Source organism: Pseudomonas sp. DCB_BI (genome assembly GCF_026240995.1).
GTDB lineage: Bacteria > Pseudomonadota > Gammaproteobacteria > Pseudomonadales > Pseudomonadaceae > Aquipseudomonas.
On the sequence record NZ_JAPFCG010000029.1, the window covers coordinates 23843 to 43262 of the forward strand.

The 19420-nt window shown below is 63.4% G+C and carries 17 protein-coding genes; 6 read left to right on the top strand and 11 right to left on the bottom strand.

Features of this window, described 5'->3' with window-relative positions; all coding sequences use genetic code 11:
- Genes OO258_RS24920 through nicC form a run of 3 tightly spaced genes read right to left on the bottom strand, consistent with a single transcriptional unit; the run spans position 1 to position 2718 of the window.
- Entirely contained in the window at positions 1-753 is a 753-nt protein-coding gene (locus OO258_RS24920) for an Asp/Glu racemase (protein ID WP_266033928.1), read from the bottom strand.
- Between the two features lie 13 nt (positions 754-766).
- Positions 767-1573 (bottom strand): N-formylmaleamate deformylase, encoded by an 807-nt coding sequence (gene nicD, locus OO258_RS24925; protein ID WP_266033931.1) that lies wholly within the window; start codon positions 1571-1573, stop codon positions 767-769.
- Positions 1570-2718 (bottom strand): 6-hydroxynicotinate 3-monooxygenase, encoded by a 1149-nt coding sequence (gene nicC, locus OO258_RS24930; RefSeq protein WP_110743861.1) that lies wholly within the window; start codon positions 2716-2718, stop codon positions 1570-1572. Before nicC ends, nicD begins: the two co-directional genes overlap by 4 nt.
- Before the next feature lie 323 nt (positions 2719-3041).
- On the opposite strand from nicC, the gene OO258_RS24935 reads away from it, so the two are divergent.
- The 4 genes from OO258_RS24935 to OO258_RS24950 all read left to right on the top strand — a co-directional run bounded on the left by OO258_RS24935 (position 3042) and on the right by OO258_RS24950 (position 8923).
- On the top strand, positions 3042-4094 hold the full coding sequence (locus tag OO258_RS24935) for a 2,5-dihydroxypyridine 5,6-dioxygenase (protein WP_266033936.1): 1053 nt from the start codon (positions 3042-3044) through the stop codon (positions 4092-4094).
- A 69-nt stretch (positions 4095-4163) separates the two neighbouring features.
- A complete protein-coding gene (locus OO258_RS24940) occupies positions 4164-4640 on the top strand; it encodes a MarR family winged helix-turn-helix transcriptional regulator (RefSeq protein ID WP_266033938.1) in 477 nt (158 codons plus the stop codon).
- Positions 4641-4889: 249 nt separating this feature from the next.
- A complete protein-coding gene (locus OO258_RS24945) occupies positions 4890-5363 on the top strand; it encodes a (2Fe-2S)-binding protein (protein ID WP_266033941.1) in 474 nt (157 codons plus the stop codon).
- A complete protein-coding gene (locus tag OO258_RS24950) occupies positions 5360-8923 on the top strand; it encodes a molybdopterin cofactor-binding domain-containing protein (protein WP_266033944.1) in 3564 nt (1187 codons plus the stop codon). The genes OO258_RS24945 and OO258_RS24950 overlap by 4 nt, the downstream gene beginning before the upstream one ends.
- 3 nt (positions 8924-8926) lie before the next feature.
- Here OO258_RS24950 and OO258_RS24955 read toward each other — a convergent pair whose 3' ends face one another.
- Positions 8927-9565, bottom strand: a complete 639-nt coding sequence (locus tag OO258_RS24955) for a TetR family transcriptional regulator (protein ID WP_110743856.1) — start codon at positions 9563-9565, stop codon at positions 8927-8929.
- Positions 9566-9670: 105 nt separating this feature from the next.
- On the opposite strand from OO258_RS24955, the gene OO258_RS24960 reads away from it, so the two are divergent.
- Complete coding sequence (locus OO258_RS24960) at positions 9671-10633, top strand: XdhC family protein (RefSeq protein ID WP_266033948.1); 963 nt, start codon at positions 9671-9673, stop codon at positions 10631-10633.
- A 59-nt stretch (positions 10634-10692) separates the two neighbouring features.
- Here the strand turns inward: OO258_RS24960 and OO258_RS24965 are convergent, their stop codons facing one another.
- Positions 10693-11430: a FadR/GntR family transcriptional regulator gene (locus tag OO258_RS24965; RefSeq protein WP_266033950.1), complete on the bottom strand. Its 738-nt coding sequence runs from the start codon at positions 11428-11430 to the stop codon at positions 10693-10695.
- A 96-nt stretch (positions 11431-11526) separates the two neighbouring features.
- Here OO258_RS24965 and OO258_RS24970 point away from each other — a divergent pair, with 96 nt between their 5' ends.
- Positions 11527-12273 (top strand): FadR/GntR family transcriptional regulator, encoded by a 747-nt coding sequence (locus OO258_RS24970; protein ID WP_266033952.1) that lies wholly within the window; start codon positions 11527-11529, stop codon positions 12271-12273.
- On the opposite strand, the gene OO258_RS24975 is transcribed toward OO258_RS24970, so the two are convergent.
- The 6 genes from OO258_RS24975 to OO258_RS25000 all read right to left on the bottom strand — a co-directional run bounded on the left by OO258_RS24975 (position 12258) and on the right by OO258_RS25000 (position 19394).
- A complete protein-coding gene (locus OO258_RS24975) occupies positions 12258-14078 on the bottom strand; it encodes a glycoside hydrolase family 28 protein (protein ID WP_265978038.1) in 1821 nt (606 codons plus the stop codon). The genes OO258_RS24970 and OO258_RS24975 overlap by 16 nt on opposite strands.
- Before the next feature lie 28 nt (positions 14079-14106).
- Positions 14107-14883, bottom strand: coding sequence for an ABC transporter ATP-binding protein (locus tag OO258_RS24980; protein ID WP_266033954.1), 777 nt, complete (start codon positions 14881-14883; stop codon positions 14107-14109).
- An 11-nt stretch (positions 14884-14894) separates the two neighbouring features.
- Positions 14895-15734: an ABC transporter ATP-binding protein gene (locus tag OO258_RS24985; RefSeq protein ID WP_266033956.1), complete on the bottom strand. Its 840-nt coding sequence runs from the start codon at positions 15732-15734 to the stop codon at positions 14895-14897.
- An 11-nt stretch (positions 15735-15745) separates the two neighbouring features.
- Positions 15746-16660: an ABC transporter permease gene (locus OO258_RS24990; protein WP_266033957.1), complete on the bottom strand. Its 915-nt coding sequence runs from the start codon at positions 16658-16660 to the stop codon at positions 15746-15748.
- A gap of 61 nt (positions 16661-16721) precedes the next feature.
- The gene (locus OO258_RS24995; RefSeq protein WP_266033959.1) at positions 16722-18332 is read right to left on the bottom strand and encodes an ABC transporter substrate-binding protein; all 1611 of its coding nucleotides are present in this window, start codon (positions 18330-18332) and stop codon (positions 16722-16724) included.
- Positions 18333-18380: 48 nt separating this feature from the next.
- Positions 18381-19394: an ABC transporter permease gene (locus tag OO258_RS25000; protein ID WP_017148229.1), complete on the bottom strand. Its 1014-nt coding sequence runs from the start codon at positions 19392-19394 to the stop codon at positions 18381-18383.
- Between the last annotated feature and the right edge of the window lie 26 nt (positions 19395-19420).

Below are 19420 nucleotides of genomic sequence, written 5' to 3' on the forward strand. Positions count from 1 at the left end.
TCAGTAAGCGCCTGACAGCAGGGCACCGGCGCCGGGTACGACCGGCTCCAGGTCCAGCGCCTTGAGCATGGCGTAGGTGGTGGCGATCGCCGCGGTGACCACGGGTTTGCCGGTTTGCGCCTCGACCTTGGCCACTGCCGGCAGCGACTGCATTTGCACACAGGCCGAGAGCACCACCACATCGACGCCTTCAAGGTCCATGCCGGCGACGATGCCTGGCAGGTTGGCCGGGTCGTGGCGGGCAACGGCGAGGTTGTCAGGGATTTCCAGCGCGCGCCAGTCCTGCACCTCGAAGCCTTCCTCGCGGATGTAGTTCACCACCAACTCGGTCAGCGGCTTCATGTACGGCGCGACGATGGCAATGCGCTTGGCCTTCATTACATGCAAGGCCTCGACCAGCGCCCCGGCACTGGTGATCACCGGCGCTAGCGCGTCGTTGTCGGCGGTGGCCTGCCGCAGGCGCTTTTCAGATTGGCGGTGATAGCCCAGGCCCATGGCCATGATTGCCACCAGGCAGGCGTAGCCCAGCACGTCGACCTTGGCGTCGGACAGCTCCACGGCGCAGCGGTCGGACTCGGCGTCCATGGCCGCCAGCTCTTCCTTCTTCACCTGCTTCATGCGCATGCGGCTGGAATGGAAGGTGAAGCGCTCGGGGCGGATGGCCTGGCGGGCGTGGAGCATCGCCGGGATCTCGGTTTCCATGGTGGTGTTCGAGCTCGGCACGATCTGGCCGATGCGGTATAGCTTGGTCATGTTGCGTGCTCCGTCAGACTAGGGGTTGGTCGAGGAAGTCGCCAAAGGCGGCAAAGAAGCCGTCCAGGTCATCCCAAGGGATCATGTGGCCAGCGTTGTCCACTTGGGCAACCTGGATGTCCGGCTTCAGCTCGCGAATTTCGGCGATGTCGCAGGGCTCGATCACCCCGCCACGCCCGGCCACCATCAGCAGCGCCGGCTGGCGCACGGCGGGCAGGTACTGGTGGATATCCACGGTGTGGAAATCTTCAAAGGCGCGCACGACCGCCGGCTCGTAGCAGGTGTGCAGCCATTCGGCACGCAGCGACAGTTGCTCGTCGCTCCAGGTGGCGCAAAAGGCACGCATGTCGTCACCGCTCATGCCAACTGAGGCCTGGCGGATCGAATCGACATACCACGGCAGCTTGCTTGGGTAGGCACGGCGGCCCGGCCCAGACACTGGAGGGTCGACCAGCACCAGCCGCTGCAGCCCGGGCGCCCCTTGGGCGGCAGCGCGAATCGCAAAGCGCGCCCCCATCGAGTGCCCGACCAGGTGGTAGCTATCCAGGCCCAGCGCTGCGGCAAAGGCCGGGATATCCGCAGCACAGGTATCGGTGCCGTAATCCAGTTGCGGGCCGCTTGAAGACAAGCCGCGCCCGCGCACATCCAGGACATAGGTGTCGAAGTGCTGGCCAAGGCGCTCGGCGACGAAGCCCCAGGTGATCGCCGGGCTGGTAATGCCCGGCACCAGGATCAGCGCCTGGCCTTTGCCGCCATAGCGCAGGTAGTGCTGGCGTATGCCATTGGCGCTGACGTTGCCGCCGGCGACGAAGGTCGTCATGCCGCCTCCCCGCTTTTGAGCTGCTGGCCGTACAGGTCGTAGCCGTAGACCCAGGCCGGATCTTCCTGGCTGTAGAGCCAGGTGTTGGCGTTGGATACCGCCTGCACCTGCGAGGCCCGCTCTTTGCGGTTGGCTTCATACAACGCGAACGCGGTGCGGTGGTCGGACAGCCCGGTTTCTTGCAGGCAGCGGGTCAGCATGGCCGCGTCCTCGATGGCCATGCATGCACCCTGGGCCATGTGCGGCTTCATCGGGTGGCAGGCGTCACCCAGCATGACCAGGCGGCCACGGCTCCACAGCGGCAACGGGTTGCGGTTGCGCAGCGGCCACTTGGTGATCGATTCGGTGGCGTCGATCAGCTTCTGCACCGTGGGGTGGTAGCCTTCGAAGGCGGCGCGCATTTCTTCCTGGCTGCTGTCGACGTAGGCGCCCTGGAAGTCCCAGGCCTCGTGTGGCACGCCGGTGACGAAGTAGTACTCGTCGCGCTTGCCGGTGGTGTAGTACACCATCATGTGGCGATCTTCAGACCACCACTTGACGCAGGGCTCGAACACATCGGCATGCTGTGCCAGGTTGACGCCGCGGATCAGTGCCCGGTGCGCGACCCAGCCGCTGTAGTTCGGCGCTTCGGCGCCCAGCAGCTCTTCGCGGATCTTCGAGTGGATACCGTCGGCACCAATGACGATGTCGGCCACGGTATGGCTGCCGTCGGCGAAGTCCAGACGTACCTGGTCGCCTTCATCGACGATCTTTTCCAGGCGCTTGCCAAAATGCACGGTACCCGGCTTGATCGCGTCGATCTGCAGGGCATGCAGGTCGCCGCGGTGGATGGTGATGTAGGCCGCGCCATACTCGCGGCGGGCAAAATCACCCAGCGGGATGCGCGACAGGTAATCGCCGCTGGCGCCGTCGCGGCTGAACCAGAAGTCCGGGTGCGACCCCATCAATTCCAGCTTCTGCTCAAGCCCCATGCGGCGGAAGATCTTCATCACGTTGGGGCCGATATGGATACCCGCGCCAAGGCGGGTGAACGCCGGCGCCTGCTCGTACACTTCGACATCGAAGCCGGCCTGCTGCAGCAACGTGGCGGCGGCTGCCCCACCCAGACCTGCACCGACGATTGCGATTTTCTGCCTACCCCGCATGGGTGTGTCTCCTCTTGTTCTGATGTGTGGCCAGCCGTTCGGCCGCCTGACGATTTAGAGCGTATACGCTACAAATGCAATTTGAAAAGAGGGTGGTGAAAATATTTTTTCAAACCGCTTGCGGGAACGCCACAAGGCCAATTGTTACTGTAAATACTGGGCAGTGTGTGAATAGGTAACGTTTCAACAGATAACTTGCGCTCGCTGGCAGGATGCGCTTTCATCTGCAAAAGTATGGTGTACACACTATTTTTTTGCACCGAGATGAAGCACCAGGCACCGCCATGGTGCGCCCCCTGTCAACGCCACCCAGGAGAACCCCGATGCCGGTGAGCAATGCACAACTGACCCAGATGTTCGAGCACGTACTGAAGCTGTCTCGCGTCGACGAAACGCAAAGCGTGGCTGTGCTCAAGAGCCACTATTCAGACCCGCGCACGGTCAACGCCGCCATGGAGGCCGCCCAGCGCTTGAAGGCCAAGGTGTATGCGGTAGAGCTGCCAGCGTTCAACCACCCCACTGCCATGGGCAATGACATGACGGCCTACTGCGGCGACACCGCGCTGACCGGCAATCTGGCGGCACAGCGGGCGCTGGAAGCGGCCGACCTGGTCGTCGACACCATGATGCTGCTGCACTCGCCCGAGCAGGAGCAGATCCTCAAGACCGGCACGCGCATCCTGTTGGCGGTAGAGCCACCGGAAGTGCTGGCGCGCATGATGCCCACCGAGGACGACAAACGCCGCGTGCTGGCCGCCGAAACCCTGCTGAAACAGGCGCGTAGCATGCATGTGCGGTCCAAGGCCGGCAGCGACTTCCACGCCCCGCTCGGTCAGTATCCGGCCGTGACCGAGTACGGCTATGCCGACGAGCCGGGGCGCTGGGACCACTGGCCAAGCGGTTTCCTGTTCACCTGGCCGAACGAAGACAGCGCCGAAGGCACGCTGGTGCTGGACGTCGGCGACATCATCCTGCCGTTCAAGAACTACTGCCGCGAGCGCATTACCCTGGAGATCGAAAAAGGCTTTATCACCGGCATCCATGGCGGCTTCGAGGCTGAGTACCTGCGCGACTACATGAAGTACTTCAATGACCCCGAGGTGTACGGCATCTCCCACATCGGCTGGGGGCTGCAGCCGCGTGCGCAGTGGACCGCCATGGGCCTGCACGATCGCAACGACGGCATGTGCATGGATGCCCGTGCGTTCTATGGCAACTTCCTGTTCTCCACCGGCCCCAACACCGAGGTCGGCGGCAAGCGCAAAACCCCATGCCACCTGGACATCCCGCTGCGCAACTGCGATATCTACCTGGATGACAAGGCCGTGGTGCTGGCAGGCGACGTGGTCGCACCAGAGGAGTCGCGGGCACGATAGTGGTTATACTGGCCGGGCGCTCCGCTATTGGCGGCCGGCCAGCACCTTTCCACCAGCCCAAGCCATCCTATGCCGAAAAAAACCAACCCCAGCAGCCCCCCGCTCGACACCACCCCCTATGACGTCACCGAACAGGTCGGCCACCTGCTGCGCAAAGCCTACCAGCGGCACACGGCGATCTTCCAGCAACAGGCCTGCGACCCGCAGTTGACCTCGATCCAGTTCGTTACCCTGTGCGCCCTGCGCGACCACGGCCCCAGCTCGCAAGCTGAGCTGATCAAGGCCACGGCGGTAGACCAGGCAACCATCCGCGGCATCGTCGAGCGCCTGAAGGCGCGCGAACTCGTAAAGCTGTCGCCAGACCCGGGCGACCGGCGCAAGGTCATCGTCGAACTCACTGACAGCGGCGCGGCATTACTTGACGCCATGATCCCCTGCGCCCGGCAGATCAGCGAACTGAGCATGGGCAGCCTGAATGCCGGTGAGCGCGTGGCCATCCTTTACCTGCTGCGCAAGATGATCGACAGCGACGAAACACCGGGCTGAAATTTGTTGTGACTGCTGCGATTGCCGTCACAGATACGAGGTCTTCGAGATCGAGCGCCGCGCGGGCGGCGCTCGATTTCCCTGGCGCCAATCATCTTCCGCCATACCCATCACCCCCATCACAGCGCTCTGCAAATTCATCTCTGGCCTGCTTCTTGCTAACTCATTTCATGTAGTGAGTACTTACCGAAAATCTCAAATCATTTGAGTCCTTTGGTAGCGCAAGCAACCCCCAGAGATGAGCCAATAATGCAAACAACCATCTCCCTGCAGGTCAACGGCCAGCCGGTCGAAGTCAGCGCCATGCCCGACACCCCGCTGCTGCTTGTCCTGCGCAACGACCTGTGCCTGAACGGCCCAAAGTACGGCTGCGGCCTGGGCGAATGCGGGGCATGCACGGTGATCATCGACGGCGTGGCCGCCCGCTCCTGCGTCATCCCCTTGGCCGGCGCCGCCGGCCGCGATATCACCACCCTCGAAGGGCTGGGCTGCAAGGCCGCGCCGCACCCGGTGCAACAGGCGTTCATCGACGAGCAGGCGGCTCAGTGCGGCTACTGCATGAACGGCATGATCATGACCGCCAAGGCCCTGCTCGACCGCATTCCCGATCCCAGCGACGAACAGATTCGCAACGAACTGTCCGGCAACCTGTGCCGCTGCGGCACCCACGTTGAAATCCTGCGCGCCGTGCGCCGCGCCGCCGACATCCGGAGGAAAGCATGAACCACTCACAACAGGTGCCCAGCCGTGACCAGTTGCTGGCCAAGACCGGCGTGCTGTTGATCGTCGACCACATCACCCCGCCCTCGGGCCCGGTGGCCAAGGGGGTGACACCTGCCGTCAAGGCGCGCGAACTGGCGTTGTTCATTGCGGTCAGCGACGACGGCATGGTCTACGCCTTCAACGGCCACGTCGACCTGGGTACCGGTATCCGCACCTCGCTGGCGCAGATCGTCGCCGAAGAGCTGGACCTGCGCATGGACCAGGTGCACATGGTACTGGGCGACACGGAGCGGGCACCCAACCAGGGCGCGACCATTGCCAGCGCCACCCTGCAGATTTCCGCCGTACCCTTGCGCAAGGCTGCGGCCACCGCGCGGCGCCACCTTTTGCAACGAGCTGCACAACGGCTTGGCTGCGAGGCCCAAGATCTGCGCATTGAAGAAGGCACTGTGGTCGCCGGCAACGGCAGCACCCTGAGCTTCGCCGAACTGGTCCAAGGTGATAACCAGCAACTGCGCATCGCCGACGATGCCCCACTGAAAGCTGTCGAGGACTACCGCCTGGTCGGGCGTAGTGCCGCGCGGGTAGATATCCCTGGCAAGGCCACCGGCGAGCTGACCTACGTGCACGACATGCGCTTGCCCGGCATGCTGCATGGCCGGGTGATACGCCCGCCCTACGCCGGCCACGACAGCGGCGACTTTGTCGGCAACAGTCTGCTGGCGGTGGATGAGAGCTCCATCGCCCATGTGCCCGGCGTGGTGGCGGTGGTGGTGATACGCGACTTCGTCGGCGTGGTGGCCGAGCGCGAAGAGCAAGCAATCCGTGCGGCCCATGACCTGAAAATCAGCTGGAAGCCCTTTACAGGCAAGCTGCCCGACCTCAGCGATGTCGCCCAGGCCATCCGCGACAACCCGCGGGTACAACGCACCGTGCTGGACCAGGGCGATGTGGACGCTGGCATCGCCAATGCCAGCCAGCGCCTGAGCCGCAGCTACCTGTGGCCTTACCAGTTGCACGCATCGATCGGCCCGTCGTGCGCATTGGCCGACTTCACGCCAGGGCAGATCCGTGTGTGGTCCGGGACGCAGAACCCGCACCTGCTGCGCGCCGATTTGGCCTGGTTGCTGGAATGCGGCGAAGAACGCATCGAGATCATCCGCATGGAAGCCGCCGGCTGCTATGGCCGCAACTGCGCCGATGACGTGTGCGCCGACGCCGTGCTGCTGTCACGGGCGGTGCAGCGCCCTGTGCGGGTGCAGCTGACCCGTGAGCAGGAACACGTGTGGGAGCCCAAGGGCACTGCACAACTGATGGAAATCGACGGTGGCCTGAACGCGGACGGCAGCGTGGCCGCCTACGACTTCCAGACCAGCTACCCTTCCAACGGCGCGCCTACCCTCGCCCTGCTGCTGACCGGTGCCGTAGAGCCGGTGCCGGCCTTGTTCGAAATGGGCGACCGCACCTCGATCCCGCCTTATGACTACGAACACATGCGCGTCACCATCAACGACATGACGCCGCTGGTGCGTGCCTCGTGGATGCGCGGCGTGTCGGCCATGCCCAACAGTTTCGCTCACGAATCGTATATCGATGAGCTGGCCTTCGCTGCGGGTGTCGACCCGGTCGAATACCGCCTCAAGCACCTGTCCGACCCACGCGCAATCGACCTGGTCAAGGCCACCGCCGAACGCGCCGAATGGCAGCCACATACCCGGCCCATGCAGGCGCAGGCCGAAGGTGACGTGCTGCGCGGCAGGGGCTTTGCCTATGCCCGCTACATCCATAGCAAGTTCCCAGGCTTTGGCGCGGCCTGGGCGGCGTGGGTGGCCGATGTCGCAGTGGACCGGCGCACCGGTGAGGTCGCCGTCACCCGGGTGGTGATTGGCCACGATGCCGGGATGATGGTCAACCCCGAAGGCGTGCGCCACCAGATCCACGGCAACGTCATCCAGTCCACCAGCCGGGTGCTCAAGGAGCAGGTCAGCTTCGAAGATTCGACGGTGGCGAGCAAAGAATGGGGCGGCTACCCGATCCTGACCTTCCCCGAGTTGCCCGCCATCGACGTGATGATGCTGCCACGCCAGCACGAGCCGCCCATGGGCAGTGGGGAGTCAGCCTCGGTACCCAGCGCGGCAGCCATCGCCAATGCCATTTTCGACGCTACCGGCATTCGCTTTCGCGAGCTGCCGATCACGGCAGAGCGGGTGCGTGCCGCCCTCGATGGCGAAGGTCAGGACCCTGATGCACCCGCGCCAGCACCGCCGACAGCCAAGCGTTCGAAGTGGTGGTTCGGCTCGCTGGCCGGGGTATTCGGTGCTGCATTGGGCGTGCTCGCCACCGCCTTGCCCTGGCGCGCCGAAATTGCCCCGGTAACCCCGCCAGCCGCTGGCAGCTGGAGCGCCGCGATGCTCGAGCGCGGGCGCCAGGTGGCCGCAGCCGGTGACTGCGCCGTGTGCCATACGGTCAGCGGTGGCAAAGTCAATGCAGGCGGCCTGGCGATGGAAACGCCGTTCGGCACGCTGTACAGCACCAACATCACCCCCGACCCGGAAACCGGCATCGGCCGCTGGTCGTTCGGTGCGTTCGAGCGGGCCATGCGCGAAGGCATCAGCCGCGATGGCCGCCACCTGTACCCGGCCTTCCCCTACACCTCGTTTCGCAACATCAACGACGCCGACATGCAGGCGCTGTATGCCTACCTGATGTCACAAACCCCGGTACGCCAGGAAGCACCTGCCAACCAGATGCACTTCCCGTTCAACCAGAGGCCGCTGATGGCCGGCTGGAATGCGCTGTTTCTGCAACGCGGCGAATATCAGCCCGACCCACAGCGCAGCGCGCAGTGGAACCGGGGCGCCTATCTTGTCGACGGCTTGGGCCACTGCACAGCCTGCCACTCACCGCGCAACCTGATGGGCGCGGAAAAACGCGGCAGCAGCTACCTGGCCGGCGGCCTGGTGGATGGCTGGGAAGCTCCAGCGCTGAATGGGCTGGCCAAGTCATCCACGCCGTGGAGCGAAGACGAACTGTTCAACTACCTGAGTACCGGCTTTTCCGAAAAGCACGGGGTAGCGGCCGGCCCCATGGGCCCGGTGGTCAGTGAACTGGCCACCCTGCCAAAAAGCGACGTGCGCGCCATCGCCCACTACCTCAGTTCACTCGACGGCGAGCCGCAGGCAGTGGTCGCCAAGGCCGCGCCTCAGGCGGACACGCGCGTGTCGATAAGCAATGGCGAGCGGGTATTCAAAGGCGCCTGCATGGCCTGCCACAGCGATGGCCTGGGGCCGAAGCTGTTTGGCGTCAGCCCGTCGATGGCGGTCAACAGCAACCTCCACAGCGCGTTGCCGGACAACCTGCTACGGGTGGTCATGCATGGCATCCCAACCCCGGCAACCCGTGACCTGGGCTACATGCCCGGCTTCAAGGACAGCCTGTCGGACCGCCAGGTAGCCGACCTGGCGGCCTACCTGCGCCAGCGCTTCGCCGCCGACAAGCCGGCATGGCAAGGGTTGGCGGCCAAGGCTGCGCAAGTACGTGCCAACCCGGGCAGCCACTGAGGTTCAGCGGCGCAGGCCACGCAGTGCAAGGTCGCTGATGAAGGCCAGCCAGTCAGCCTTGGCCTGCTGGTCGGCCAGGTCCACGGCCAGGAACGAGCTGAGGGTATGGCGGTTGGAGTTATAGAAGTAGCAGAGCGAGGCAATCATCAGGTAGGCGTGGGTGACATCGATGTCATCGCGGAACAGCCCCTTGGCCTGGCCGGCTTCAATGATCGGCCGCAACACGCCCACCGCCTCGCCTGACAGCGCCCTGAGGTTTTGCGACTTACGCGCGTGCTGGCCCTGGTGAAGGTTTTCGGTGGCGAGGATGGTGACGAATTCGGGGTGGCGCACGTAGTAGTCCCAGATGAACGCCACCAACTCGCGCAGGGCCTGTTCCGGGTCGGCGAGGTCGAGGCGCAGCTTGGCCTCGGCCTGGTTGAAGCTGGCGTAGATGTGTTCCAGCACACTGATGAAGAGCTTTTCCTTGCTGCCGAAGTAGTAATAGATCATCCGGTCGTTGGACTTGGCCAGCGTGGAGATCTGCTCGATGCGCCCGCCAGTGAAGCCTTCCTTGCTGAAGACCTTCACTGCGGCCTTGAGAATATTGTCCCGGGTGCGGTCGGCCTGCTGGGCGCGAACACCGGTTTTGCGAGTTTGCATGTCGGTCCCTGTGGGGCTGGCCAGATAGCCAACACTGCCACAGACATTGCGCCATTGCGCGGCTTTTTCGACTGGGCTGACACGATAATCGCGAGGGAGCGGAACATGCAGCATCTCGACCTACAGGTGATCGACAAGGCACTGCAATGGGCCCGGGCCGGGGATACGGTGTGGCTGTGCACGGTGCTGTCCACCTACGGCTCGGCACCCCGTTCGCCTGGGGCTATGCTGGCTTGCCGCAGCGCGCAGGATTGGGTTGGGTCATTATCCGGCGGTTGCGTGGAAGAGGAGTTCCTCGCCAGCCTGGCACACGGTGCGTTCAGCCAACCGGCGCAGGTGGTGCGTTACGGAGACGGCCAGGAACAGAGCCAGCGCTTGCGCTTGCCTTGCGGTGGTGTACTGGTGGTATTGGTGGAGCGGCGGCAGGCGGATGGCGCTTGGCTGAAGCACCTGCATGCGTTGCACGGGGCACTGTTGGGGCAGCAGCGGGTCATGCGCAAAGTCAGTATGCCGGCGGGTGAATTCAGTGTGCATGACGACAACAGTGCTGGCGTGCGCATGAACCACGACGCAATTTACATCGGCATTGGCCCTGCCCTGCGGTTGCTGCTGGCCGGGCTGTCGCCGGTCGCTCAAGCCTGTGCCGACATCGCTCGCACGCTTGGCTGCGAGGTCATCGCCTGCGACCCGCGCGAGGAGATGGCGCACGTCGAAATCGAGGGCGCACAGATGCATCGGGTGCTGCCTTCGCTGTTCATTGCCGCGGGGGGTTGCCATGCGGCTACCGCCATTGTGGCGCTGACGCATGATCCGAAAATCGATGACCTGGCATTGATGGAGGCGGTGAATACCCCAGCGTTCTATATAGGCGCCATGGGTTCGGCGGCCACGTCAGCCCGCCGCGCCGAGCGGCTGCAGCGGATTGGCGGGCTGACCGACAAGCAGATAGAACGGCTGCACATGCCTATTGGGCTGGACCTGGGCAGCAAGGCGCCAGCGGAGATCGCGCTGGCGGTGATGGCGGATGTGCTGCGGGTGTATCGGGGCAAGGCGCGGGATGCGCTGTGAGGTCAGCCACCGCCCCAAGCCATCCAGCAGCGTGCGCTGCCCCCAACAACTGGCCCGGTTCAGGTCGTCTTGCAAATTGATGTTCGATCTGTTTTCGGACATTCGCTGACCGCTCGCTGGGCGCGTGTCAGGCAGTTGACCAAGTGCAGCCGCATGGCAGCGCGGGCAGCACCGGCATCCTTGCCGGTAATCGCGGCATGCACTTGCTCACGCTCCCGCGCCTCCAGTGCCCGTTGCTCGGCATCGCCACCTGGCACTGCTTGCTGGGCCGCAGCCAACAAGGTATGCCCAAGATGGGTCATGGTGTCGATGAAAAAGCTGTTGCCCGTGCATTGGGCTATCTGCAGGTGAAACTCGAAGTCGGTACGCATGCAGGGTGCAGACTGCGTAGCGACACTCCCATCCAGCGCCGCCCGCATGGCAGCCAGTTGCTCTGGGGTGGCACGCTGGGCAGCAATGGCAGCCGCCTCGACTTCAAGGCAAAGCCGCAGCTCGATGATCGCCACCTCGTTGTATGCGCCCCCCATTCCAGGGTTGGCACTCTGGAAGTCACCTGCCGGGATGGCGTCTACAACGAAGGTGCCGATACCCCGACGGGTTTCTACCAGGCCTTCGGCCTGCAACCGTGACATGGCTTCGCGCACCACGGTACGGCTTACGCCACGCGCTTTGGTCACGGCTTCTTCGGTGGGCAATTTGCTTCCCGCTGGCAACTCGCCCGAGAGAATCTGCTGCGACAGGTCATGCACCAGTTGCTGGGCGAGATTCAGGCGTTTTTCCGGGGTGGCAGAAGCCATTGGGCGAACCTTTGCTAAGCGGAAGATCCCGGAGTATACCCGCTGCCCGGGGCCAAAACGCACTATACTGCCCGCTGCCAACACAAGAGCACAGTAATGCCGAACCCGACCGCCAGCCGCCCTCAACAGCCTCGCCGCCTGGCCGAAGCACTGGTCGAGCGCTTCGCCCAACGCATGCGTGAGGGCACGCTCAAGCGTGGTGACAAGCTGCCGACCGAAGCCACACTGATCGAAACCGAAGGCGTCAGCCGCTCGGTAGTACGCGAAGCGTTGTCGCGCATGCAGGCAGCGGGCCTGGTCGAGACCCGCCACGGCGTGGGCACCTTCGTGCTGGACATGCCGGCACCGGAGAGCTTCAACGTGGGGCCGGCAACCATCAGCCTGCTGTCCGATGTGCTCGACCTGCTGGAATACCGCCTAAGCCTTGAAGTGCAAGCCGCCGGCATGGCCGCCGAACGGGCCACGCCACAGGCACTCGAAGAACTGCAGCAAGCCTTGGAAGCCCTGATGCAAGGCCCGGAAAAATCCGGCAGCACGACCAACGCCGACTTCCAGTTCCACCTGAAAATTGCCAAGGCCGCGGGTAACCAGTACCTGATCGATATCATGAAGCACCTGGGCACCAAGATGATCCCCCGCACGCGCATGAACTCTGCCTATACCGGGCAGAGCAACCGCAGTACCTACCTGGCCGGTATCAACGCCGAACATCAGCAGATCTTCGACGCCATCGCCAGCCGCCAGGTGGATGCGGCGCGCGCCGCCATGTACCTGCACCTGAGCAACAGCCGTATGCGCCTGCGTGAGGCGCAACGGCTACAGGCATTCTACAGCGAGGCCTGAGGCCCCGGCGCGGGCTCTACGTCCGTATAGACAAGCCCTTGGCTGCCCTGCACCTGCCAAGGGTTGGCACCCCCGGTGTCAGTGAAGCGAAGCCCGTCGAAACGCGAGTCCTTCAGGCCATCGATCTTCACCGGGGCTGGCCCGCGAAAGCGCACTCGTTCAAACACCAAGCCCTGATGCCAGGCGCCATGGCTGCTATCGCCCTTCACCTCGATGGCAGCGGTGCGGGCGTTTTCCACGCTTACGTCGCTGACTGTGATATCCCGGAACTGCCCCGCCACCGCCGAGCGCTTGTAATCGAGCTTGGCATTCGGGTCGTTGTAATCCAGGGTGAAGATGAAGGCCTGTTTTGCCGTGTTGCGGATGGCCGAATCACGGAAAGTGACGTGACGTGCGCCGCCGCCCATGAAGTTGGTGCTTTTCATGCGCAGCCCGGCATCGGTGCCATCGGAGACGTTGTCCTCGGCCAGGATGTTCTGAATCCACGCGCCGGTATGGCTGCCCGCCACGACCATGCCATGGCCTTTGCGGAAATAGTTGTTGAAGATCCAGGCCTCCTCCTGCGCCTTCTGGTGAACCGCATCCGCCCCGGTGCCGGCGGCGAAGTTGACGCAGTCGTCTCCGGTGTCGAAGAAGTTGTTGAACACCAGGGCGCCGCGGCTGTTGGCAAACTCGATACCGTCACCGTTGTTGGCGTCGTAGGTACGGTGCGTGGTGTTAGCCAGCACCACATTCTGCGTCTCCAGGTTCATGATGCCGTGGTAGGCCGGGTTGACCACCGTGAAGCCACCATAGAACACGTTTTTCACATTGCGCAGGGTAATCAGCGAGGAACGCATCTGACCGTAGGCGTCCTTGACGTTCATGCCTTCGGCCACCGCCCGCTCCACCTGAGCCTTGGCCAGCACGCCATCGTGCATGTAGCGGCTGTTGTCGCTGGGCAGGTAGAAAGGCAAGGCTTGCCCGCGCTCGTCGAGCACATCCGGGTTACGCTTCCAGCCATTGCCGTCGATGGTGCCCTTGCCGACGATGCGGATATTCTCGAAGGCCTGATGCGCACGCGGGTCGCGCGGCAAGGCATTGATCAGCGAGGCCGGACGCACGGTGGTGGAATACGGGTACTGGATATAGCCCTGGCGCGGGTAGTCCTCGGCACGCTCGGAACCTAACAGGGTAGCGCCCTCGGCGATTTCCAGGGTCATGTCGCTCTTGAGGTAGAGCGCCCCGCTCTTGTAAGTGCCGGCAGGCAGCAACACCTTGCAGCCCTTGCTGCAAGCATCGATGGCACGCTGAATGGCAGCCGTGTCGAGCGCCTTGCCATCGCCCTTGGCACCGTAGCGCTGCACGTTGAACAGCGCCGGTATGGCCGTGGTTCGCTGCACAACCACGGGGCTGTCAGCAGACTCCTTGCCATTGCGATCGACCGAGCGCACGGTGAAGTGGTACTCGGTATCGGGGGCAAGCCCTTGGGCGGTGAAGCTGTGAATGGCGATGCGGTGGTGGAAGTTGTGCAGGTCCTGCTCGTAGAACCGGTCGATGTACGGTTTGGCCGGTGACACCTGCTCGTTGTTGGCGTTGCTTGCACCCAGCAACCGGCCATTGGCGTACACGTGGTAGTCGACGATCTCGGCATGGCTGGCGGGCTTTTCCCACACCAGGATGATCTGCCGGTCGTCGTAGGCCAGCGTCGGCACCTGGACCTTTGCAGGGGCCTCTACGGCCCACAGCGGCAAGCTGCTGCCCATGGCCAGGGCGACCACGGCAGCACGCACCCGCGAAGCGGGCGCAAGGTTGGCATTCGGCATGTGCTTGTCTTCCTTGTAATTGCCGGGTTCAGGCCGACATGGCCGGGGCACGATCTGCACTGAAGTCGCGGCTGGCTTGCACCAGCATTCGTGTGTAATCGTGGGTGGCCTGGTCCTGGCTCAGTGCCCGGCAGTCCAGTTGCTCGACGATACGCCCCTGCTGCATCACCGCGACCTTGTCGCACAGATGGCTGACCACGCCCAGGTCGTGCGTCACCATCAGGTAGGTGAGCTTCTCGCGCTGACGCAGGTCGGACAACAGGTTGAGAATTTCTGCCTGCACCGACACATCCAGCGCCGACGTGGGCTCATCGAGCAACAGCACCCTAGGCTCAAGAATCAACGCCCGGGCGATAGCCACGCGCTGACGCTGGCCACCGGACAGCTGGTGCGGATAGCGGTAACGGTAGCTGTCGTTGAGGCCTACCTTGACGAGGATGTCGTTGATGCGATCGTTGCGCTCATCCATGCTGTGGATCACCAGCGGCTCGCGCAGTGCAGTGTCGATGGTATGGCGCGGGTGCAGCGAACCATAGGGGTCCTGGAACACCATCTGCACCTTGCGAAAGTGCTCCTTGGGGAGCTTGTGTTGCAACGGCACGCCGTCAATGCTCAGGGCTCCGCTCCAGTGCCGGTACTGGCCGGCCAGGCAGCGCAACACCGTGGTCTTGCCAGAGCCAGACTCCCCCACCAGGCCAAATGACTCGCCATCTTCGACACTCAGGTCGACATTGTGCAGCACCTGGTTGAGCGTGGCGCCAACGCCAAAGCTCAGGTTCAATGCGTGTGCTTGGATCATGGACATGGTCAGTTACCTCAGCAGGAGAGCCACAGCGGGTCGCGTTGCAACACGGGCAAACGCGGGCGGCGGTTGTCCATGCTTGGCAAAGCGGCCAGCAGGCCTCGGGTGTAGGGGTGTTCGGCACGGTGCAGGTCACTGGCAGCCAGCGACTCCACCACGCGCCCGGCGTACATCACCAGCACCCGGTCACAGTAATTGCGCACCAGGTTCAGGTCGTGGCTAACGAAGATCAGCCCCATCTGCTGCTCCACCACCAGCTCTTCGAGCACATTGAGCACCTGCTGGCGCACCGAAACATCCAGCGCTGAGGTCGGCTCGTCAGCGATGATCACTTCCGGGCTGGTGATGACCATCATCGCGATCATGATGCGCTGGCCCATGCCGCCGCTCACCTCATGCGGATAAAGATCGTAGACGCGCTTCGGGTCGCGGATATGCACCTTGTCGAGCATCTGCAACACCCGCTCACGGGCGTCGTTGCGGCTGGCCTTGTGGTGCGCCAGGTACGCTTCGGCAATCTGGTCACCCACCCGCACCACCGGGTTGAGCGAATACTTGGGGTCTTGCATGATCATCGAGATACGCTGGCCGCGAATTTTCTGCATGGTCTTTTCGCTGGCACCGAGCAGGTCGACATCGCCGAACTGCAGGGCCTTTGCGGTGATCTGCGCGCTGCCGGGGTGCAGCTTGAGCAAGCTGCGGCCCACGGTGGACTTGCCCGAACCGGACTCACCCACGATGGCGAGCTTTTCCCGGCCCAGGGTGAAGGACACATCACGCACCGCGTGCATCACTTTCTTGCCGTTGACGAAGCGCACATTGAGCGATTCGACATTGAGTTTGACTGCTGACATAAAGCCTCCGGTTACTCGCTACGCGGGTCGAGAATGTCCCGCAGGCCATCGCCTAGCAGGTTGAACGCCAGGCTCACCAGCATGATTGCCGCACCGGGTACGGCTACCAGCCACCAGCACTCGAGCATGTAGCGCCTCCCCGTGGAGATCATCGTCCCCCACTCCGGCAAAGGCGCCTGCGCCCCTAGCCCAAGGAAGCCAAGCGCCGCCGCGGTAAGGATGATGCCGGCCATGTTCATGGTCAGGCGGATGATCACCGACGACAGGCACATCGGCACGATATGGCGCAGGATGATGCGTGTCGAAGACGCGCCCTGCAGTTCGACCGCCACCACGAAGTCGGCCTTGCGCAGCGACAGGGTTTCGGCCCGGGCCAGCCGTGCGATCGGTGGCCAGGAGGTTAACGCAATAGCCACCACCGCATGCTCAAGGCCAGGGCCCAATGCGGCGATGAAGGCCAGCGCCAGTACCAGGCTGGGGAACGAAATGAAAATGTCGGTGACACGCATGAACACGGTATCGACAATGCCGCCGAAGTAGCCCGATACCGTGCCGATGAACAGGCCGATCGGGCCGACGATGACCGTCACCAGGGCGATGATGTAGAGGGTGATACGCGCGCCATAGACCAGCCGGCTGAAGATATCCCGGCCGTATTCGTCGGTACCGAACCAGTGCGCGGCACTGGGTGCCTGCAAGGCGTTGGCGAGGTTCTGGATGACCGGGTCGTGGGTGGCGATCCACGGCGCGAACGCCGCTACCACGACCAGCAGCAAGGCCACCAGCAAACCCGCCAGGGTCATGGGGTTGCGGACCAGCAGGCGCAACACCCGCAGGCTGCTTTTGCCAAGGGCCTCAAGGCTGGACGCCGGGGCATCGGCCTGCCGCTTGGCGGTAGATTCGGTAGAAGATATGTTGGCAATCATCGGCAAGTTCTCGATGTGGAGTCATGGCCGCTCGGGGTACCCGTGAGCCCCCGGGCGGTACTCAACGTTGCTTGTAGACGCCCAGGTAGCGGGTGGCTTCGGCGTCGTCGCCAGTGAAACCCTTGACGTCGGCTGCGCTTACGGCGGTGTCGGTCATCTGCGAAATCATCATGATCGGCCCCACCTCGTCGTCGTACAGTTTCTGCGCCTGCTGGTACATGGCCAGGCGTTTGGCCGCATCGCGCTCGACCCCCACCCGGTCGATCAGGTCATTCAGCGGGGGGCTGAAGAACGACGCTCGCCAGCCCTGGAAGTTGGGCAGGCCAGCGCTGTCACTGTTGTCGGGGTTGTAGACGAAGGTGCGCAGGCTGAAATACGGGTGCGGATAACGCTCGGCGCCCCGCGCCACGATCATCTCAAAGTTGCGCGCGCGCATGGCGCCATACACCTGGTTGCCGGTACCGGTGACGATAGTGGCCTTGATGCCACCTTCAGCCAGGGTCGACTGCATACGTGCGGCGATATCAATGAAGGGAGGTTCGGACAGCGTGCGAATGGTTGTATTGAAACCTTGTGGGTAGCCCGCCTCTGCCAGCAGTGCCTTGGCTTTGGCGACATCCAGCTTGTAGCCCGGGTCGGGCAACCGGGCCTCGAGCCCAAGCTGCATCGGCTGCTGGTTGAGCTTGCCGTAATGCGGCATCACCTGCTGGTCCAGGCCCTGGTAGTCGATCAGGTTACGCACCGCTTCGCGGACTTTGCGGTTGGCAAACTCCGGCTGCTTCATGCTCATCGCCACGTAGTACAGGGTGCCGCGCTGCAACGCTTGCACCTGGAGGGTGTCGGAACTCTCGATGGCCTTGATATCCGGCGCAGCCATACCGTAGGCCAGGTCCAGGTCACCGCGTTCGAGCATCAGGCGCAGTGACTGCGACTCGGTCATGTGGCGGACCAGCACTCGCTTCATCTTCGCCGGGCCTGCCCAGTACCCGTCGAAACGGGTCATCACCAGCGCATCGTTGGCGCTCCACTTGGTCAGGGTGAACGGCCCGCTCCCTGCCTCATGGGTGACCAGCCAGGCAGCGCCCAGGTCACCGTTCTTCTCATGCTTGAGCACTTGCTGGCGGTCGACCACGACAGCGCTGGGGGACACCGCCAGCGAGTCGATCACCAGCAACGGGTCGGTCGGCTGCGGCAGGTCGATTACCAAGGTATGGCTATCGGTCGCACGGATCAGCTTTTGAATGTTTTCGACACGGTAGCCGTAAGCCTTCCAGGTGGTAGCCAGGCCATAGTTGAGCTTCATCACCCGGTACAGTGACCAGGCCACATCCTCGGCAGTGAGCGGGTTGCCGGAATGGAACAGGACATCATCGCGCAGGTGGAAGGTGATCTGCTTGCCGTCTTCGCTGACGTCCCAGCGTTCAGCCAGTTGTGGCAGGTGCTTGTCCGGGTTGCCCTGGTCGCGCTTGATAAGCGTGTCGTACAGGTTGGCATTGATGCCGGAGGCATCCAGGCCGGGCGCGTTAGCCGGGTCGATGGAGAACAGGTTGACCATGCTCATGCCGACGATCAACTGGTCGCCAGGGGTTTTCGCCTGCACCACAGTGAGCGGGCCAAGCAGCAGCGCTGCGCCCAGCAAAGCCATACGCAGCGGCGGGAATACAGTCTTCATGGCGCATCCTTTTTTATAGTTATTCAATGTGTTCACGCTGATCGGGAATTAGCGGGTCCTTGGGTCGAACACCTTGTACAGGGCGTCGCTTATCAGGTTGAGCGCAACGAAAATCAGGCCGATGATCAACACGCAGCCCATCACCGCGTTCATGTCACCGAGCATCAGGCTACTGGTGAGGTATTGGCCGAAGCCAGGCCAGGCAAACACGGTTTCGATCAGCACCGCCCCCTCCAGCAACGAGCCATAGGCCAGGGCGACCACCGTGAGCAACTGCACGAGGATATTGCGGAACGCGTGGTTCCAGACCACCTGGCGCCGCGACAGCCCCTTGACCCTGGCGGTGATGATGTATTCCTGCGACAGCTGCTCGAGCATGAAGCTACGGGTCATGCGGCTGATGTAGGCCACCGAGTTCAGGCCCAGGATCAACGCCGGCAGAACGATATGGCGCAACGCGCTGGTGAAGGCCTCCCAGTCACGCGCCAGCGCCGTGTCGATCAGCAGCAGGCCGGTAACCTCATCGACCATGCCGTCATAGGCCAGGTCGATGCGCCCTGCGCCACCCGCCCAACCCAGCCAGGCGTAGAACACCAGCAGGCCCATCATGCCGACCCAGAAAATAGGCGTGGAATAGCCGAACAAGGTAATGACCCGTGCGACATGGTCGCCGACCCGCCCCTGATTGCTGGCAGCCACCACGCCCAGGGGCAGACCGATCAGCACGCCAAACAGAATCGCCAGCGTTGCCAGCTCGATGGTGGCCGGGAACACCCGCTTGATGTCATCGAGTACCGGGTGGCCGGTGAGCAGTGCATTGCCGAAATCACCGTGCAGCAAGTCGTTCAAGTACAGCCCGAACTGGGCCCAGATCGGTTTGTCCAGGCCCATTGCCCGGTATACCTGGTCGTAGGTGGAGCTGTCGGCATCCGGGCCAACTACCGCCAGCACCGGGTCCAGCGGCATGACCCGGCCGATGAAGAACGTCAGCGCCAGCAGGCCAAGCAAGGTCACCAGCACCGTGCTGGCCCGGCGGGCGGTACCCGATACACGGGCACCCATTACAGAGGCAGTCGAAGCAAACATAA

Coding starts and splice junctions, on each gene's coding strand:
- OO258_RS24920 (WP_266033928.1), bottom strand. CDS start 753: ATGACCAAGCTATACCGCATCGGCCAGATCGTGCCGAGCTCGAACACC.
- nicD (WP_266033931.1), bottom strand. CDS start 1,573: ATGACGACCTTCGTCGCCGGCGGCAACGTCAGCGCCAATGGCATACGC.
- nicC (WP_110743861.1), bottom strand. CDS start 2,718: ATGCGGGGTAGGCAGAAAATCGCAATCGTCGGTGCAGGTCTGGGTGGG.
- OO258_RS24935 (WP_266033936.1), top strand. CDS start 3,042: ATGCCGGTGAGCAATGCACAACTGACCCAGATGTTCGAGCACGTACTG.
- OO258_RS24940 (WP_266033938.1), top strand. CDS start 4,164: ATGCCGAAAAAAACCAACCCCAGCAGCCCCCCGCTCGACACCACCCCC.
- OO258_RS24945 (WP_266033941.1), top strand. CDS start 4,890: ATGCAAACAACCATCTCCCTGCAGGTCAACGGCCAGCCGGTCGAAGTC.
- OO258_RS24950 (WP_266033944.1), top strand. CDS start 5,360: ATGAACCACTCACAACAGGTGCCCAGCCGTGACCAGTTGCTGGCCAAG.
- OO258_RS24955 (WP_110743856.1), bottom strand. CDS start 9,565: ATGCAAACTCGCAAAACCGGTGTTCGCGCCCAGCAGGCCGACCGCACC.
- OO258_RS24960 (WP_266033948.1), top strand. CDS start 9,671: ATGCAGCATCTCGACCTACAGGTGATCGACAAGGCACTGCAATGGGCC.
- OO258_RS24965 (WP_266033950.1), bottom strand. CDS start 11,430: ATGGCTTCTGCCACCCCGGAAAAACGCCTGAATCTCGCCCAGCAACTG.
- OO258_RS24970 (WP_266033952.1), top strand. CDS start 11,527: ATGCCGAACCCGACCGCCAGCCGCCCTCAACAGCCTCGCCGCCTGGCC.
- OO258_RS24975 (WP_265978038.1), bottom strand. CDS start 14,078: ATGCCGAATGCCAACCTTGCGCCCGCTTCGCGGGTGCGTGCTGCCGTG.
- OO258_RS24980 (WP_266033954.1), bottom strand. CDS start 14,883: ATGTCCATGATCCAAGCACACGCATTGAACCTGAGCTTTGGCGTTGGC.
- OO258_RS24985 (WP_266033956.1), bottom strand. CDS start 15,734: ATGTCAGCAGTCAAACTCAATGTCGAATCGCTCAATGTGCGCTTCGTC.
- OO258_RS24990 (WP_266033957.1), bottom strand. CDS start 16,660: ATGATTGCCAACATATCTTCTACCGAATCTACCGCCAAGCGGCAGGCC.
- OO258_RS24995 (WP_266033959.1), bottom strand. CDS start 18,332: ATGAAGACTGTATTCCCGCCGCTGCGTATGGCTTTGCTGGGCGCAGCG.
- OO258_RS25000 (WP_017148229.1), bottom strand. CDS start 19,394: ATGGGTGCCCGTGTATCGGGTACCGCCCGCCGGGCCAGCACGGTGCTG.